This is a genomic window from Pseudomonas sp. JL27(2026), assembly GCF_056933555.1.
The window spans coordinates 1166714-1182812 of the sequence record NZ_CM167794.1; the positions used below are offsets into that span (position 1 = coordinate 1166714).

The window sequence follows — 16099 nt, forward strand, 5'->3', positions numbered from 1 at the left end:
GTCCTATGTCACTAAATTTCCCGCTGTTGCTGGTTATCGCCGTCGCCGTCTGTGGTGCGTTGGCGTTGCTCGATCTGATTTTCCTGGCGCCACGTCGGCGTGCCGCCATTGCCTCTTATCAGGGCAGCGTCAGCCAGCCGGACGGGATGGTGATCGAGAAACTCAACAAAGAACCGATGCTGGTTGAATACGGCAAGTCGTTCTTCCCGGTGTTGTTCATCGTGCTGGTGCTGCGTTCGTTCCTGGTGGAACCGTTCCAGATTCCGTCCGGCTCGATGAAACCGACCCTGAACGTTGGCGATTTTATTCTGGTGAACAAGTTTTCTTACGGGATCCGCTTGCCGGTGATCGACAAGAAAGTCATCGAAGTCGGTGATCCGCAGCGCGGCGATGTGATGGTGTTCCGCTACCCAAGCGACCCGAACATCAACTACATCAAGCGTGTGGTGGGCCTGCCGGGTGACCAGATTCGCTACACCGTCGACAAGCGTTTGTTCGTCAATGGCGAATCGGTTGCCGAGTTGCTGGTTGGCTCCGAGCCGGGAATGCTGGGAACTGCCGAGCTCTACAAGGAAAAACTCGGCGTTGTCGAGCACATGATCCGCAAGGAAATGAGCCGTAACCGCGCAATCCCGGACCATCAATGGACCGTGCCTGCCGGGCACTACTTCATGATGGGCGACAACCGCGACGACTCCAACGACAGTCGCTACTGGGATGATCCAAGTATTCCCAAAGACATGCTGGGCATGGTTCCCGACAAGAATATCGTCGGTAAGGCCTTCGCAGTCTGGATGAGCTGGCCGGAACCCAAACTCAGCCACCTGCCGAATTTCTCGCGGGTTGGCCTGATCAAGTAATCACACACGGCGCTGTTGAACACAGCGCCGAATGCATTTCTGGAGCCTGCATAAGGTCGCCGGGTAGCATTTGCCACGATATTCAGGATGTAATTTTTGAACACAGCGTTAATTGTCCCAGAACCTAGCAGCATGGCTGTGCTGGGCGTCGACCACGAACTCAGCGTGGGTAAACCGTGAGCGACTCCTTAAGCCGTCTCGAGCGTCAGCTCGGTTACACCTTCAAGGACCAGGAACTGATGATCCTGGCCCTGACTCACCGCAGCTTTGCCGGGCGCAACAACGAACGCCTGGAGTTCCTCGGTGATGCCATTCTCAACTTCGTCGCCGGTGAAGCGTTGTTTGATCGCTTCCCGCTGGCCCGCGAAGGTCAGTTGTCGCGTTTGCGCGCACGCCTGGTGAAAGGTGAGACGCTGGCCGTACTGGCCCGTGGTTTCGATCTGGGTGAGTACCTGCGCCTTGGCTCCGGTGAGTTGAAGAGCGGTGGTTTCCGCCGCGAGTCGATTCTTGCCGATGCCCTTGAAGCGCTGATCGGTGCGATCTATCTGGACGCCGGCATGGACATGGCGCGCGAACGCGTGCTGGCCTGGCTGACGTCCGAGTTCGACAGCCTGACGCTGGTCGACACCAATAAGGATCCAAAGACCCGCCTGCAAGAGTTCTTGCAGTCGCGTGCCTGTGAGCTGCCGCGTTACGAAGTGGTGGATATCCAGGGTGAGCCGCATTGCCGGACGTTCTTCGTCGAATGCGAAATCACCTTACTGAACGAAAAAAGCCGAGGTCAGGGTGTGAGTCGTCGTATTGCCGAACAGGTAGCGGCCGCCGCAGCACTGATAGCCCTGGGCGTGGAGAATGGCCATGACTGATTCAACTGCAACTCGCTGTGGCTATGTCGCCATCGTCGGCCGTCCGAACGTGGGCAAATCCACGCTGCTGAACCACATCCTGGGTCAGAAGCTGGCAATCACCTCGCGCAAGCCGCAAACCACCCGTCACAACATGCTCGGGATCAAGACCGAAGGCGCCGTTCAGGCGATCTACGTCGACACCCCCGGTATGCACAAAGGTGGCGAGAAAGCGCTGAACCGCTACATGAACAAGACCGCTTCGGCGGCGTTGAAAGACGTCGACGTGGTGATTTTCGTGGTTGACCGCACCAAGTGGACCGACGAAGACCAGATGGTCCTCGAGCGCGTCCAGTACGTGACCGGCCCGCTGATCGTGGCGCTGAACAAGACCGATCGCATCGAAGACAAAGCCGAGCTGATGCCGCACCTGACCTGGTTGCAGGAGCAGCTGCCGAACGCGCAAATCATGCCGATCTCGGCCCAGCACGGGCATAACCTCGAAGCGCTGGAGCGAGTGATCGCCGGTTACCTGCCAGAAAACGATCACTTCTTCCCTGAAGACCAGATCACCGACCGCAGCAGCCGTTTCCTCGCCGCTGAACTGGTGCGCGAAAAAATCATGCGTCAGATGGGCGCCGAGCTGCCGTACCAGATCACTGTCGAAATCGAAGAGTTCAAGCAGCAGGGCAAAACCCTGCACATCCATGCCTTGATCCTCGTCGAACGTGACGGCCAGAAGAAAATAATCATTGGCGACAAGGGTGAGCGCATCAAGCGTATCGGCACCGAGGCGCGCAAGGACATGGAGCTGCTGTTCGACTCCAAGATCATGCTCAACCTGTGGGTCAAAGTGAAAGGCGGCTGGTCCGATGACGAGCGCGCCTTGCGTTCGCTGGGTTATGGCGACCTGTAATCAGGAATCCGGTTGTACATGGATCAACTGTGGGAGCGGGCTTGCTCGCGAAGACGATGTAACATTCAGCATTGATGTTGACTGTCACACCGCTTTCGCGAGCAAGCACGCTCCCACATTGGTTTTGGGTTGTTTGTAAAACCGCGCCCCCTCATTGAGAACTGCGATTCCCATGCCCCAATCGCCACCCCCTGGCCAACCCGCCTACGTGCTCCACAGTCGCGCCTACCGCGAAAGCAGCGCGTTGGTGGATTTCCTCACACCGCAAGGTCGATTGCGGGCGGTGTTGCGCAGTGCGCGGGGCAAGGCCGGGACGCTGGCGCGACCGTTCGTGCCGCTCGAAGTCGAGTTTCGTGGTCGGGGTGAACTGAAGAACGTCGGCCGCATGGAAAGTGCTGGCGTCTCGACCTGGCTCAATGGCGAAGCGCTGTTCAGTGGTCTCTACCTCAATGAACTGCTGATTCGCCTGTTGCCCGCCGAAGATCCTCACCCCGCTGTGTTCGATCACTACGCTGCGACCTTGCTGGCCCTCGCCGAAGGACGACCGCTGGAGCCGTTGTTGCGATCGTTCGAATGGCGCTTGCTTGATGACCTGGGTTACGGCTTCGCATTAAACGCAGATATCCACGACGAGCCGATTGCCCCGGACGGTCTGTACCGTTTGCAAGTGGATGCGGGCCTGGAGCGGGTCTACCTGCTGCAACCCGGCCTGTTCAACGGCGCCGAGCTGTTGGCCATGGCCGACGCTGACTGGAGCGCGCCGGGCGCATTGTCTGCCGCCAAGCGTTTGATGCGCCAGGCACTGGCCGTTCACCTGGGTGGCCGCCCTCTGGTCAGTCGCGAGTTGTTTCGCAAGCCCTGATCACCCCGTATGCTGTGCACCGAACTTTCTCTTCTTCAGGAGCGCTTCCGTGACCACCAGCAATCGCATTCTTCTTGGCGTGAACATCGACCACGTTGCCACCCTGCGTCAGGCCCGGGGTACTCGTTACCCTGATCCGGTCAAGGCAGCGCTGGACGCGGAAGAGGCGGGTGCCGATGGCATCACCGTGCATTTGCGTGAAGACCGTCGGCACATCCAGGAGCGCGACGTACTGTTGCTCAAGGACGTGCTGCAAACCCGCATGAACTTCGAAATGGGTGTCACCGAGGAAATGATGGTGTTCGCTGAACGCATCCGTCCAGCGCACATTTGCCTGGTTCCGGAAACCCGTCAGGAGCTGACCACCGAAGGCGGTCTGGACGTGGCGGGGCAGGAAGCGCGGATCAAGGCAGCGGTGGAGCGTCTGGCGAAAATCGGTTGCGAAGTGTCGCTGTTCATCGACGCTGATGAGCGGCAGATCGAAGCCTCCCGCCGTGTCGGCGCACCCGCTATCGAGCTGCACACCGGCCGCTACGCAGACGCGCAAACGCCGACTGACGTGGCTGAAGAGTTGAAGCGTGTGGCGGATGGTGTGGCGTTTGGCCTGACTCAAGGCTTGATCGTCAACGCGGGCCATGGCCTGCACTACCACAACGTCGAAGCAGTCGCGGCCATCAAGGGCATCAACGAACTGAACATCGGCCACGCGCTGGTGGCGCACGCATTGTTCGTCGGGTTCAAGTCGGCTGTTTCGGAGATGAAAGCGCTGATTCTCGCCGCTGCCAAAGCCTAAGCACCAAACACAAAACTACTGTGGGAGCGGGCTTGCTCGCGAAGAGGGCCTTTCAGTCAACATTGATGGTGACTGTCAGACCGCCTTCGCGAGCAAGCCCGCTCCCACATTTGACTGGTGTCGGGTTTTAAAGCGGTCGGTTTTCTTCCGGCGGCTTGGTCTTGTCGATGCCCGGCACATGCAGGCTGCCCTCGGCCACCTGGTTGCCTTCAAGCTGCGGCTGCGTAACCCACGTCAGAATGTCGTAGTAGCGACGGATGTTCGCCACAAAGTGCACGGGTTCACCGCCACGGGCATAACCGTAGCGCGTTTTGCTGTACCACTGTTTCTGCGACAGGCGCGGCAGGATCTTTTTCACATCCAGCCACTTGTTCGGGTTCAGCCCTTCCTTGGCCGCCAGTTTGCGTGCGTCATCCAGGTGACCGCTGCCGACGTTGTAGGCTGCCAGTGCAAACCACGTGCGATCCGGTTCCTGGATCGAGTCGTCCAGTTGATCCTTCATGTACGCCAGGTACTTTGCGCCGCCCATGATGCTTTGTTTGGCGTCCAGTCGATTGGACACGCCCATGGCCTGCGCGGTGTTCTGGGTCAGCATCATCAGGCCACGAACACCGGTCTTGGAGGTAACCGCCGGTTGCCATAACGACTCTTGATAACCAATCGCCGCCAGCAGGCGCCAGTCGACCTGTTCTTTCTTGGCGAATGTCTTGAAGTGCTGTTCGTACTTGGGCAGCCGTTGCTGCAAGTGCTGCGCGAAGGTGGTGGCGCCCATGTAGCCGAGTACATCGACGTGCCCGTAATAGCGATCCTTGAGCCGTTGCAGGGTGCCGTTCTTCTGCACCTTGTCGAGGTAGGTGTTGATCTCGTTGAGCAGGCTGTTGTCATCACCGGCGGCGACGGCCCAGCTCTGGTTGCTGGCGTCACCCAGGTCGAAGGCGACCCGCACATTAGGGAAGTAGACCTGGTTCATCGCCACTTCGTTGGAGTCGACCAGTGTCAGATCAATCTGACCTTCATCGACCATGCGCAGCAGGTCGACGACTTCAACCGCGTCGGACTCTTCGTATTCAATGCCGGGATTTTTCTGTTTCAGCTCCGCCAATTGTTCGGCGTGGGTGCTGCCCTTGAGCACCATGATCTTTTTGCCCGCCAGGTCGGCGGGTTTGGTAGGCCGCGACTGACCGTTGCGGTAGATGATCTGTGGGGTGACTTCCAGGTACGGGTGGGAAAACCTGACTTGTGCCTTGCGTTTTTCGCTGCTGACCAGACCGGCAGCAGCCAGCACCGGGCCGTTGGGTTTGCCGAGCTGACCATAAAGGTCATCCAGGTTGTCGGCGGTTTCAATTTTCAGCTCCACCCCCAGGTCTTCGGCAAAGCGCTTCACCAGCTCGTATTCGAAGCCGGTTTCACCGTTACGATCCTGGAAGTAGGTGGCGGGGCTGTTACGGGTAACCACCCGCAGCACGCCATCCTCCTTTACGCGCTCCAGTGTGTTGGGTTTATCAACACAGCCACTGAGCATCAGGAAGAGTCCGGTTGCGAAGAGCCATTTGGCGTATCGCGGACGCAAAGCCGTTGGGGAAAACATCTGCGCAGTATACGCAAAGGACCACGGCCGCCATATCTCGACAGCAAAGGGCTTGTCTGCTAGAGGTTTCAAAACCGCCGCCAAGCCCTCAGGAATGGGCGTTCAGCCCTTTGTGTGACACTTCAAATAACCCTTTGCACTGGCCTTGATCGCCCCTGGTTATAGGCTCTGGCCCCCCGGCCGACGTTCGGCCGCAGCCAGGCGTAGCGTTTCGAGTGATGTCGCGGGCGGTTTAGGCTAGAATGCACGGCCTCAAAGCACACCCCTTCCCGAGGCTGTCCCGAAGATGTTGATCCTGCGCGGCGCTCCTGCCCTTTCTGCCTTTCGCCACAGCAAACTCCTTGAGCAACTGAGCCAAAAGGTTCCGGCTGTCACTGGCTTGTATGCTGAATTCGCTCACTTCGCCGAAGTCACCGGCGTCCTGACCGGCGATGAACAGCAGGTGCTTGCGCGCCTTCTGAAGTACGGCCCAAGCGTTCCGGTACAAGAGCCGACCGGCCGTCTGTTCCTGGTGTTGCCGCGGTTTGGCACCATCTCGCCATGGTCGAGCAAGGCCAGCGACATCGCCCGCAACTGCGGCCTGGCGAAAATCCAGCGCCTGGAGCGCGGTATCGCTTTCTACGTGACCGGTGAATTCACCGACGCGCAGGCCCGGCTTGTTGCTGAAGCGCTGCACGACCGCATGACCCAGATCGTGCTGGAAAACCTCGAGCAGGCGGCTGGCCTGTTCAGTCACGCCGAGCCCAAGCCGCTCACCGCTATCGACGTATTGGGTGGCGGTCGCGCCGCGCTGGAAAAAGCCAACGTCGAATTGGGCCTGGCCCTGGCCGAAGACGAGATCGATTACCTGGTCAACGCCTTTGTCGGTTTGAAGCGCAACCCGCATGACATCGAACTGATGATGTTCGCCCAGGCGAACTCCGAGCATTGCCGTCACAAAATCTTCAACGCCAGTTGGGACATCGACGGCGAAAGCCAGGAAAAAAGCCTGTTCGGCATGATCAAGAACACCTACGTGATGCACAGCGAAGGCGTTCTGTCGGCTTATAAAGATAACGCTTCGGTGATCGTCGGCAACGTGGCCGGCCGTTTCTTCCCGGACCCTGAAACCCGCCAGTACGGCGCGGTGCAGGAACCGGTGCACATCCTGATGAAAGTCGAAACCCACAACCACCCGACCGCGATTGCCCCGTTCCCGGGCGCATCCACCGGTTCCGGTGGCGAGATTCGCGACGAGGGCGCCACCGGTCGCGGTGCCAAGCCGAAGGCTGGCCTGACCGGCTTCACCGTGTCCAACCTGCAGATCCCGGGCTTCGAACAACCGTGGGAAGTGCCGTACGGCAAGCCTGAGCGCATCGTTACCGCGCTGGACATCATGATCGAAGGCCCATTGGGCGGCGCTGCATTCAACAACGAATTCGGCCGTCCGGCGCTGACCGGTTACTTCCGGACCTTCGAACAATCGATCACCACCCCGCGTGGCGATGAAGTGCGCGGTTACCACAAGCCAATCATGTTGGCGGGCGGCATGGGCAACATCCGCGCCGAACACGTACAGAAAGGCGAAATCCTCGTTGGCTCCAAGCTGATCGTGCTCGGCGGCCCGGCGATGCTGATCGGCCTGGGCGGCGGCGCGGCTTCCTCCATGGCCACCGGCACCAGCTCGGCAGACCTGGACTTTGCATCGGTACAACGCGAAAACCCGGAAATGGAGCGCCGTTGCCAGGAAGTCATCGACCGTTGCTGGCAGTTGGGTGAGCACAACCCGATCAGCTTCATCCATGACGTCGGCGCGGGCGGTCTGTCCAACGCCTTCCCGGAGCTGGTCAACGACGGCGACCGTGGTGGCCGTTTCGAACTGCGCAACATTCCAAACGACGAGCCGGGCATGGCCCCGCACGAAATCTGGAGTAACGAATCCCAGGAGCGCTACGTTCTGGCGGTCGGCCCGGCCGACTTCGAGCGTTTCAAAGCGATCTGCGAACGTGAGCGTTGCCCGTTCGCCGTCGTCGGTGAAGCCACCGCCGAGCCACAGCTTACTGTCACAGATAGCCACTTCGGCAACAGCCCGGTGGACATGCCGCTCGAAGTGCTGCTGGGCAAAGCCCCGCGCATGCACCGTTCGGCCGTTCGTGAAAACGAACTGGGCGACGACTTCGACCCGTCGACGCTGGCCATTGCCGACTGCGTCGAGCGTGTTCTGCATCACCCGGCTGTCGCGAGCAAAAGCTTCCTGATCACCATTGGCGACCGCACCATCACAGGCTTGGTGGCCCGTGACCAAATGGTTGGCCCGTGGCAGGTTCCGGTGGCTGACGTTGCCGTCACCGCCACCAGTTTCGACGTTTACACCGGTGAAGCCATGGCGATGGGCGAGCGCACTCCGCTGGCCTTGCTGGACGCCCCGGCGTCGGGCCGCATGGCCATCGGCGAAACCCTGACCAACATCGCCGCTTCACGCATCAACAAGATCTCCGACATCAAACTGTCGGCGAACTGGATGTCGGCGGCTGGTCACCCGGGCGAAGACGCGCGTCTGTACGACACCGTCAAAGCGGTCGGCATGGAGCTGTGCCCGGAACTGGGCATCACCATTCCGGTGGGCAAGGACTCGATGTCCATGGCCACTCGCTGGAACGACGAAGGCGTGGACAAGAGCGTGACCTCGCCGCTATCCCTGATCGTGACCGGTTTCGCGCCAGTGGCTGACATCCGTCAGACCCTGACCCCGCAACTGCGCATGGACAAGGGCACCACTGACCTGATCCTGATCGACCTGGGCCGTGGCCAGAACCGCATGGGCGCCTCGATCCTGGCACAGGTTCACGGCAAGCTCGGCAAACAGGCTCCGGACGTTGATGACGCTGAAGACCTGAAAGCCTTCTTCGCGGTGATCCAGGGCCTCAACGCCGATGGTCACCTGCTGGCTTACCACGACCGTTCCGACGGTGGTTTGCTGACCAGCGTGGTGGAAATGGCCTTTGCCGGCCACTGCGGTCTGAGCCTGAACCTCGACGGCCTGGCAGAAACCTCGGCCGACATCGCCGCGATCCTGTTCAACGAAGAACTGGGTGCGGTGATCCAGGTTCGTCAGGACGCCACCCCGGACATCCTCGCGCAATTCAGCGCCGCTGGCCTGGGCGACTGCGTGTCGGTGGTCGGTCAGCCGATGAACAACAGTGAAATCAGCATCACCTTCAACGGCGAAACCGTGTTCGAAGGTCAGCGTGGTCTGCTGCAACGTCAGTGGGCTGAAACCAGCTACCAGATCCAGCGTCTGCGTGACAACGCCGACTGCGCCGACCAGGAATTCGACGTGCTGCTGGAAGAAGACAACCCGGGCCTGAGCGCCAAGCTGAGCTACGACGTCAACCAGGACGTCGCCGCGCCTTACATCAAGAAAGGCATTCGCCCACAGGTTGCCGTACTGCGTGAGCAGGGCGTCAACGGTCAGGTGGAAATGGCGGCCGCGTTCGACCGCGCCGGTTTCAACGCGATCGACGTGCACATGAGCGACATTCTGGCCGGCCGTGTCGACCTGAACGAGTTCAAAGGCCTGGTAGCGTGCGGCGGTTTCTCCTACGGCGACGTACTGGGTGCCGGTGAAGGCTGGGCCAAGTCGGCGCTGTTCAACAGCCGCGCTCGCGATGCGTTCCAGGGCTTCTTCGAACGTACCGACAGCTTCACCCTCGGCGTGTGCAACGGTTGCCAGATGATGTCCAACCTGCACGAGCTGATCCCGGGCAGCGAGTTCTGGCCGCACTTCGTGCGTAACCGTTCCGAGCAGTTCGAAGCCCGTGTGGCGATGGTTCAGGTTCAGGAGTCGAACTCGATCTTCCTGCAGGGCATGGCCGGTTCGCGCATGCCAATCGCCATCGCGCACGGTGAAGGTCATGCCGAGTTCGAAAGCGAAGAAGCACTGCTGGAAGCCGATCTGTCGGGTTGCGTGGCGATGCGTTTCGTCGACAACCACGGCAAGGTCACCGAGCGTTACCCGGCCAACCCGAACGGTTCGCCGCGCGGGATCACCGGTCTGACCAGCCGTGACGGTCGCGTGACCATCATGATGCCGCACCCGGAGCGGGTGTTCCGCGCGGTGCAGAACTCGTGGCGTTCGGAAGACTGGAACGAAGACGCTCCTTGGATGCGCATGTTCCGTAACGCTCGTGTGTGGGTGAACTAAGCGCTGTGTACAAGCTCAGTTTTTTTGTTCCGGCCAGTCATGTGGAACAGGTCAAAAGTGCCGTATTCGCCGCCGGTGGTGGACGGATCGGTGCTTATGATCACTGCGCATGGCAGGTGCTTGGCTTGGGCCAGTTTCGTCCGTTGGACGGCAGTCAGCCGTTCATTGGGCAGGCGGGGCTGGTCGAGCAGGTGGAGGAGTGGAAGGTTGAGCTGGTGGTCAGCGATGAGTTGATTCGTGCGGTGGTGGAGGCTCTGAAGCAGAGCCATCCCTATGAAACGCCGGCTTATGAGGTGTGGCGGTTGGAGGATTTCTGATTTTCCCGCCGTTGAAGTGAGAAACCCGCAGAACCGTTATTGGTTCTGCGGGTTTTTTTATGGCGAGGCGGCCTGACAGCCGGCCTATCTCTTGTAGATGTACACAGTTCACCTGTGGGAGCGGGCTTGCTCGCGAAGGCGGCCTGACAGCCGACCAATCTTTTTCAGGTGTACATATCCATTTCTGCGGTCACGGCCGCTTAGGGTTTCGCTCTTACAGCGAGTCCCTTTTGTCAGACGCCACAAAAGGAACCAAAAAGTCTCGCCCCAAGCGTACGGCACCTCGCCAAGGCTCGGCGTTCCCTCGCTCCGGTGTCCATCAGGGGGCATCGCCTACGGTCTGCTTCGCGACGACCTCCTCTCGATGTGTCCGGCTGCGCCGTACGGCGCTGCGCGCCCACCCCCTGCTGAACACCTCCACTCGGCCTCCCGAAGGGGCGGGTGGATCAAAGTCAAAAGCTAAAGCACGGCGACCTGCCGGTCGGCCTGAGTGGTTGGGGCGTGTACGGCTTTGGATTGGTGGGGAGTCGTCGCTTTCATGGCCTGAGTTCAACGCGCTCTTTCAGGTCGCGGTACTTCGTATAAACACCTCGGTCAGTCCCCTCTACCCCTTGGGGAGAGGGTTAGGGTGAGGGGTGGATCTTTCAGGCCAGCAATTCCCTTGCTGACAGCCTACAGATCTTGGAAATACGAGGAATTCTCTGACAAGTTGCGGCGGTTGCGGCGATTTTCGGTCGGGCCTAGTCTTTGCCCGTCGCTGCAAATAAAACAGCGACCGGGTGTGAGAACCCTGGAAATTTAGTAGGCGCTACGCGCTAGCTCTACCATAATCCTCGCCGACGTTTTTCGTCGGCGCCATGTGTTATGGCGGCTGTGTGCGGGCAGACTTCGGTCTGGCCGGGTCCCTACTACCGGTATTCTCACCCCGTTCACAGCTGCCACCTCTTCGCCGAGTGAGACCGGCAAGTCGTGGCTCCCACTACAGTAGGAGCAAAAGCATGGATAAGTTGATCCCCGATCCCCCAAAGCACGACGACGTCTCCCCCTACCAATCCCTCAACTCAAAAAAGCTCCACGACGCAGCCCATCGCGCCCTCGATCACTACCTGACGCCGCCCGGCAATCGTCATGCGCTGCCTGATCGGCGTCCCGGTACGATTTTCATGATTGTCCCCGGTGTCGAGTCCGAAAGCCTGTTGGCCCATGCCTGTGAAACCCTGGCGTCGGCCAATGTCATGGCCAGTGATCTGGCGTTCGACCTGACTGGTCCTGCATGCAACATGGCGCTGGCGATCCAGCAGATGATTTCCCTGGCGCAGTTGTCGGTGAACCGTGTGCTGGATCAGCTCGATCCGCCCGATTCGGCTGAGTAACGGGCAACAAAAAAACCGCTGGGCCGAAAACGGTCAGCGGTTTTTTGTCGAACTGTGGAATTGAGGGCGGTTTTAGACCTTCACACTGGCCTCGCTGCGACTCACCAACCCTTCAAGCGCCTCACTCAAACTCGGCGCATTGTCGCCGATCAACAGGTGCCAAACGCCACCGTCCAGCGCACTCACACCCTGGCAACCCAGTGCCTTGAGTTGGTACTCCGACAGGGCTTTGCCGTCTGCCAGTTGCAGGCGAATCCGGGTCATCGCTACGCAATCCAGTTGCAGTACGTTGTCGCTGCCGCCCAGGGCGCTCAGCCATTTGTGTGCCAGCGAGGTGGACACCGGCGTTACTTCAGGCACTGCCTCGGCAACCACAGCGGCGGCTGCCACGACTTTTCCGGCCGTCGGCAACGCATGCCGAATTTCGTCGGCAATGCTGTCGGCCAGTGGTCCGACCACCACCTGCAAACTGCCGCCCTTGCCGGGGCGAACCACGGCCATGGCGCCCAGCGCCTTCAAGTCCGCATCCGACGCTTTGTTGCGATCCACCATGTCCAGCCGCAGCCGTGTCGTACAGGCGCCGACCGTGATCAGGTTCTCGGCCCCGCCCAGCGCCTTGATGTAAGCCCCGGCCCGTTCGTTTTCAGCGATGACCGTTTTCTCACCGACCGCGATGTCTTCGCGCCCCGGAGTTTTCAGGTTGAAGCGCCGGATGCAGAAGTCGAACACGGTGTAATAGATCACCGCATACGCCAGGCCCACCGGGAACACCAGCCAGCCGTTGGTGGACTTGCCCCAGCCCAGGGCCATGTCGATGGCGCCGCCGGAGAAGGTGAAGCCCAAATGGATGTTCAGCGCGTTGGTGACCGCCAGCGACAGGCCGGTCAGCAGGGCGTGCAGCACAAAGAGCAACGGCGCGAGGAACATGAAGGCGAACTCGACCGGTTCGGTAACGCCGGTCAGGAATGAGGTCAGGGCCATCGATAGGAAGATCCCGCCCATCACCTTGCGTCGCTCCGGCAGGGCGTTGCGGTACATCGCCAGGCACGCGGCCGGCAGGCCGAACAGCATCATCGGGAACATGCCCGTGGTGAATTGGCCGCCCTTCGGGTCGCCGGCAAAGTAGCGCGAGATGTCGCCGGTCACCAGGGCGCCCGTGGTCGGGTCGATGAAGTTGCCGAAGACGAACCACGCCATGTTGTTGATGATGTGGTGCAGGCCGGTGACGATCAGCAGGCGGTTGAGTGTGCCGAAGATGAAGGCGCCGATAGGGCCGCTGTCGAGCATCATTGCGCCGAAGCTGTTGATGCCGTGCTGGATCGGCGGCCAGATCAAACCGAAGATCACGCCCAGGCCCACGGCGACGAACCCGGTGATGATCGGCACGAAGCGCCGACCGCCGAAGAACGCCAGGTATTCGGGCAGTTTGATGTCCTTGAAGCGGTTGTACAGCGCACCGGCCGTCAGGCCGCTGACGATCCCGGCGAGCATCCCCATATTGATGCTCGCGTCGAGCACCTTGAGCGTGGAGATCATCACCAGGTAACCAATGACCCCGGCGAGGCCTGCGGTGCCGTTGTTGTCCCTGGCGAAACCGACCGCGATGCCGATGGCGAAGATCATCGCCAGGTTGGCGAAGATCACTTGCCCGGCGTCGTGGATGATCGCGATGTTCAGCAGGTCGGTATCGCCCAGGCGCAGCAACAGGCCGGCAATCGGCAGGATCGCGATGGGCAGCATCAACGCCCGTCCGAGACGCTGCAAGCCTTCGATGAAGAGTTGGTACATGGCGGTTCTCCTTGTGTTCTTTTTGTTTTAGCGCTGTTGTTATTCAGCTCAGAGGCCAATGTTGATGACAGGCGTTACGTACTGCGGCTGCACTGCTCAGGTTGAGCAGGCTGGTGCTCAGGCGTCGGCATTCGGTGGCGTCCAGTTGGCGGACGCGTTCCTTGATTTCTCCGACCTGGGGCGGGCTGACCGATAGCTCACTGATGCCCAGGCCAATCAGTACCGGCGTGGCCAGCGGATCGGAGGCCAGCGCCCCGCACACGCCAACCCAGCGCTGATGTTTGGCGGCACCGGCGCAGGTCTGGGCGATCAGCCGCAACAGCGCGGGGTGCAAGGCATCGACCCGGGCGGCGAGGCCTGCGTGGTCGCGGTCCATGGCCAGGGTGTACTGGGACAGGTCGTTGGTGCCGATGGACAGGAAGTCCGCGTGCTCGGCCAATTGCTCGGCGAGCAGCGCGGCGGCGGGGACTTCGATCATGACTCCCAGCTCCGGGCGCTGCGTTAGCTCAAGCTCGGCGCACAGGGCATCGAGGCGTTGGCGGATGTGCAGCAGTTCATCGACCTCGCTGACCATCGGCAGCAGAATCCGGCAGCGCTGCAACGGGCTGACCTGCAACAGCGCCCGCAGTTGCTGGTCGAGGAGCTCCGGGCGTACTTGTGCAAGACGAATCCCGCGCAGGCCCAGCACCGGGTTGGCTTCGGCGGGCAGCGGCAAGTAGTCGAGCTGTTTGTCGCCCCCGACGTCGATGGTGCGGATGATCACTGACTTGTCGCCCATGGCATCGAGCACGGCTTGGTAGGCCTGGCGCTGTTCCTGTTCGTCCGGCGCGGTCTGGCGATCGACGAACAGAAACTCGGTGCGCAGCAGGCCGACGCCATCGGCGCCACCTTTCAAGGCGTCGGCGGCTTCGCTGCTGGACGCGACGTTGGCGGCGACTTCGATGCGCAGGCCATCGCGGGTGTGCGCCGGGTTGTGGGCTTGCGCTTGCTGACGCTCGCGGCGTTGCAGGTGTTCACGTTGGGCCTGCGCCACTTGCTCCAGACGGTCGCTGTCGGGTGTCAGTTCGAGGCGTCCGCCGTCTGCGTCCAGTACCACCGACTGACCTTGAGGTTGATCAAGCAGCGATGATCCGAGGGCGACGATGCACGGCAGGCCTTTGCCGCGAGCCAGAATGGCCACGTGGGAAGTCGCGCCGCCCTCGGCCATGCACAGGCCCGCGACGCCTTGCAGGCTCAGTTGCAGCAAATCGGAGGGGGTCAGTTCATGGGCCGCGACGATGGCGCCGGCCGGTACGTCGTAGTGCCAATCCTGCCCGAGCAAGGCACGCAGCACCCGTTGCTTGAGGTCTCGCAGGTCGTTGGCGCGTTCGGCCAGCAGCGGGCTGCCGAGTGTTTGCAGAACTGTGCACTGGACCTCTATCGACTGGCTCCAGGCGTGGGTCGCCGCGCTGCCCTGATCGATTGACTGGCTGGCCGTGTCGAGCAGCGCCGGGTCTTCGAGCAGGGCGAGGTGGGCGGCGAAGATCTGTTCTTCGTCGGTGTGCCTGTGCTTTTGGGCGTGGGCGAGGGTGACGCGGATTTCGCCACGCACCTGCTCCAGCGCCCGGTCCAGCGCTTGCAGTTGTTCTTCGGGGTGGTGGTTGCCGGTGTCGTCGGGCAGGTGGATGGCGGCCAGTTGGAACAACGGCCCGCCGATCAGCCCAGGTGCGGCGCAGACACCGTGCAACACGCCGGCTTCAGCGACGCGCGGGCGCTGGGCAATCGGCGTCGGTGCGTCGCTGTGGCTGTCGTCGTTGAGCGCTGTGGACAGGGCGTTGAGCAAGGCGTGCAGCGCCGCGTCGGCGTCTGCACCACGGCAACTGACTTGAACTTCGTCCTGCTCGCCAATCCCCAGGCCCATCAACCCGATCAAGCTGTCGCACGACGCCGATTGACCGGCGAAATGCAGTCGCGATTGGCTGGTGAACCGTTGCGCGGTCTGGCGGATCAGTGCTGCTGGCCGTGCGTGCAAGCCCCCGTGATGGTTGATGCGAATCTGCCCGTGGGCTTCGGTGGTCGAGTGATCCACCTCGACCTGCGCGCCGTTCGCGGCTCTTGGCACGATGTGCAGCAGCGGCTCGCCAACCTTGACCGATTTGAGGGTGATCGGCCGCGCCTGAAAGTCCTGGCTATTGGTCAGGATCAGCAGGCTGACCAGGCTTTTGCAGCCCAGGGCGACCGTGTCCAGGTCAAAACGCACCAGCGCCTGGCCATTGCTGACGCGGGTGCCTTCCTTGACCAGCATCGAGAACCCTTTGCCCTGCAAGTCGACGGTGTCCAGGCCCAGATGCAGCAACAGTTCGGCGCCGTTGTCGGCGCGCAGGGTCACGGCGTGGCCGGTGCGGGCGACATGCACCACCACTCCGGCGCACGGCGCGTGCAAGGTGTTGTTGAGCGGGTCGATGGCGATCCCGTCGCCCATGGCGCCGCTGGCGAACACCGGGTCGGGCACCTTGGCGAGTATCAGCACCGGGCCGCTGAGCGGGGCGCTGAGAGTCAGGTCATTATTGTTGTTATGCATGGCTCGGTACTCGA

At 61.2% G+C, this 16099-nt stretch carries 11 protein-coding genes; 8 read left to right on the plus strand and 3 right to left on the minus strand.

Features of this window, described 5'->3' with window-relative positions:
• Nucleotides 1-5 precede the first annotated feature (5 nt).
• The 5 genes from lepB to pdxJ all read left to right on the plus strand — a co-directional run bounded on the left by lepB (nucleotide 6) and on the right by pdxJ (nucleotide 4276).
• On the plus strand, nucleotides 6-860 hold the full coding sequence (lepB, locus tag AC1Z1G_RS05290; RefSeq protein ID WP_483625458.1) for a signal peptidase I: 855 nt from the start codon (nucleotides 6-8) through the stop codon (nucleotides 858-860).
• 176 nt (nucleotides 861-1036) lie between these two features.
• Nucleotides 1037-1726, plus strand: a complete 690-nt coding sequence (rnc, locus tag AC1Z1G_RS05295; protein WP_483625460.1) for a ribonuclease III — start codon at nucleotides 1037-1039, stop codon at nucleotides 1724-1726.
• Nucleotides 1719-2621 carry a GTPase Era gene (era, locus tag AC1Z1G_RS05300; protein ID WP_007944847.1) on the plus strand — a complete coding sequence of 301 codons (903 nt, stop codon included), beginning with the start codon at nucleotides 1719-1721 and terminating at the stop codon, nucleotides 2619-2621. The genes rnc and era overlap by 8 nt, the downstream gene beginning before the upstream one ends.
• 172 nt (nucleotides 2622-2793) lie before the next feature.
• Nucleotides 2794-3483 carry a DNA repair protein RecO gene (recO, locus tag AC1Z1G_RS05305; RefSeq protein ID WP_483625461.1) on the plus strand — a complete coding sequence of 230 codons (690 nt, stop codon included), beginning with the start codon at nucleotides 2794-2796 and terminating at the stop codon, nucleotides 3481-3483.
• A gap of 49 nt (nucleotides 3484-3532) precedes the next feature.
• Nucleotides 3533-4276: a pyridoxine 5'-phosphate synthase gene (gene pdxJ / locus AC1Z1G_RS05310; protein ID WP_483625463.1), complete on the plus strand. Its 744-nt coding sequence runs from the start codon at nucleotides 3533-3535 to the stop codon at nucleotides 4274-4276.
• A gap of 127 nt (nucleotides 4277-4403) precedes the next feature.
• Here pdxJ and mltF read toward each other — a convergent pair whose 3' ends face one another.
• The gene (gene mltF, locus AC1Z1G_RS05315) at nucleotides 4404-5864 is read right to left on the minus strand and encodes a membrane-bound lytic murein transglycosylase MltF (protein WP_483625465.1); all 1461 of its coding nucleotides are present in this window, start codon (nucleotides 5862-5864) and stop codon (nucleotides 4404-4406) included.
• 286 nt (nucleotides 5865-6150) lie between these two features.
• Between mltF and purL the strand changes: the two genes are divergently transcribed.
• The 3 genes from purL to AC1Z1G_RS05330 all read left to right on the plus strand — a co-directional run bounded on the left by purL (nucleotide 6151) and on the right by AC1Z1G_RS05330 (nucleotide 11737).
• The gene (gene purL, locus AC1Z1G_RS05320; protein ID WP_483625467.1) at nucleotides 6151-10047 is read left to right on the plus strand and encodes a phosphoribosylformylglycinamidine synthase; all 3897 of its coding nucleotides are present in this window, start codon (nucleotides 6151-6153) and stop codon (nucleotides 10045-10047) included.
• A 5-nt stretch (nucleotides 10048-10052) separates the two neighbouring features.
• Nucleotides 10053-10364, plus strand: a complete 312-nt coding sequence (locus tag AC1Z1G_RS05325) for an NGG1p interacting factor NIF3 (protein WP_483625469.1) — start codon at nucleotides 10053-10055, stop codon at nucleotides 10362-10364.
• A 998-nt stretch (nucleotides 10365-11362) separates the two neighbouring features.
• Nucleotides 11363-11737, plus strand: coding sequence for a DUF6124 family protein (locus AC1Z1G_RS05330; protein ID WP_483625471.1), 375 nt, complete (start codon nucleotides 11363-11365; stop codon nucleotides 11735-11737).
• 72 nt (nucleotides 11738-11809) lie between these two features.
• Here the strand turns inward: AC1Z1G_RS05330 and nagE are convergent, their stop codons facing one another.
• Nucleotides 11810-13525, minus strand: coding sequence for an N-acetylglucosamine-specific PTS transporter subunit IIBC (gene nagE, locus AC1Z1G_RS05335; RefSeq protein ID WP_483625472.1), 1716 nt, complete (start codon nucleotides 13523-13525; stop codon nucleotides 11810-11812).
• Nucleotides 13526-13568: 43 nt separating this feature from the next.
• Nucleotides 13569-16085: a phosphoenolpyruvate--protein phosphotransferase gene (gene ptsP / locus AC1Z1G_RS05340; RefSeq protein WP_483625474.1), complete on the minus strand. Its 2517-nt coding sequence runs from the start codon at nucleotides 16083-16085 to the stop codon at nucleotides 13569-13571.
• Nucleotides 16086-16099 lie beyond the last annotated feature (14 nt).

Excerpts from the sequence above, each read along its gene's own strand:
- lepB (WP_483625458.1), top strand. The coding sequence starts at position 6 with ATGTCACTAAATTTCCCGCTGTTGCTGGTTATCGCCGTCGCCGTCTGT.
- era (WP_007944847.1), top strand. The coding sequence starts at position 1,719 with ATGACTGATTCAACTGCAACTCGCTGTGGCTATGTCGCCATCGTCGGC.
- recO (WP_483625461.1), top strand. The coding sequence starts at position 2,794 with ATGCCCCAATCGCCACCCCCTGGCCAACCCGCCTACGTGCTCCACAGT.
- mltF (WP_483625465.1), bottom strand. The coding sequence starts at position 5,864 with ATGTTTTCCCCAACGGCTTTGCGTCCGCGATACGCCAAATGGCTCTTC.
- purL (WP_483625467.1), top strand. The coding sequence starts at position 6,151 with ATGTTGATCCTGCGCGGCGCTCCTGCCCTTTCTGCCTTTCGCCACAGC.
- AC1Z1G_RS05330 (WP_483625471.1), top strand. The coding sequence starts at position 11,363 with ATGGATAAGTTGATCCCCGATCCCCCAAAGCACGACGACGTCTCCCCC.
- nagE (WP_483625472.1), bottom strand. The coding sequence starts at position 13,525 with ATGTACCAACTCTTCATCGAAGGCTTGCAGCGTCTCGGACGGGCGTTG.
- ptsP (WP_483625474.1), bottom strand. The coding sequence starts at position 16,085 with ATGCATAACAACAATAATGACCTGACTCTCAGCGCCCCGCTCAGCGGC.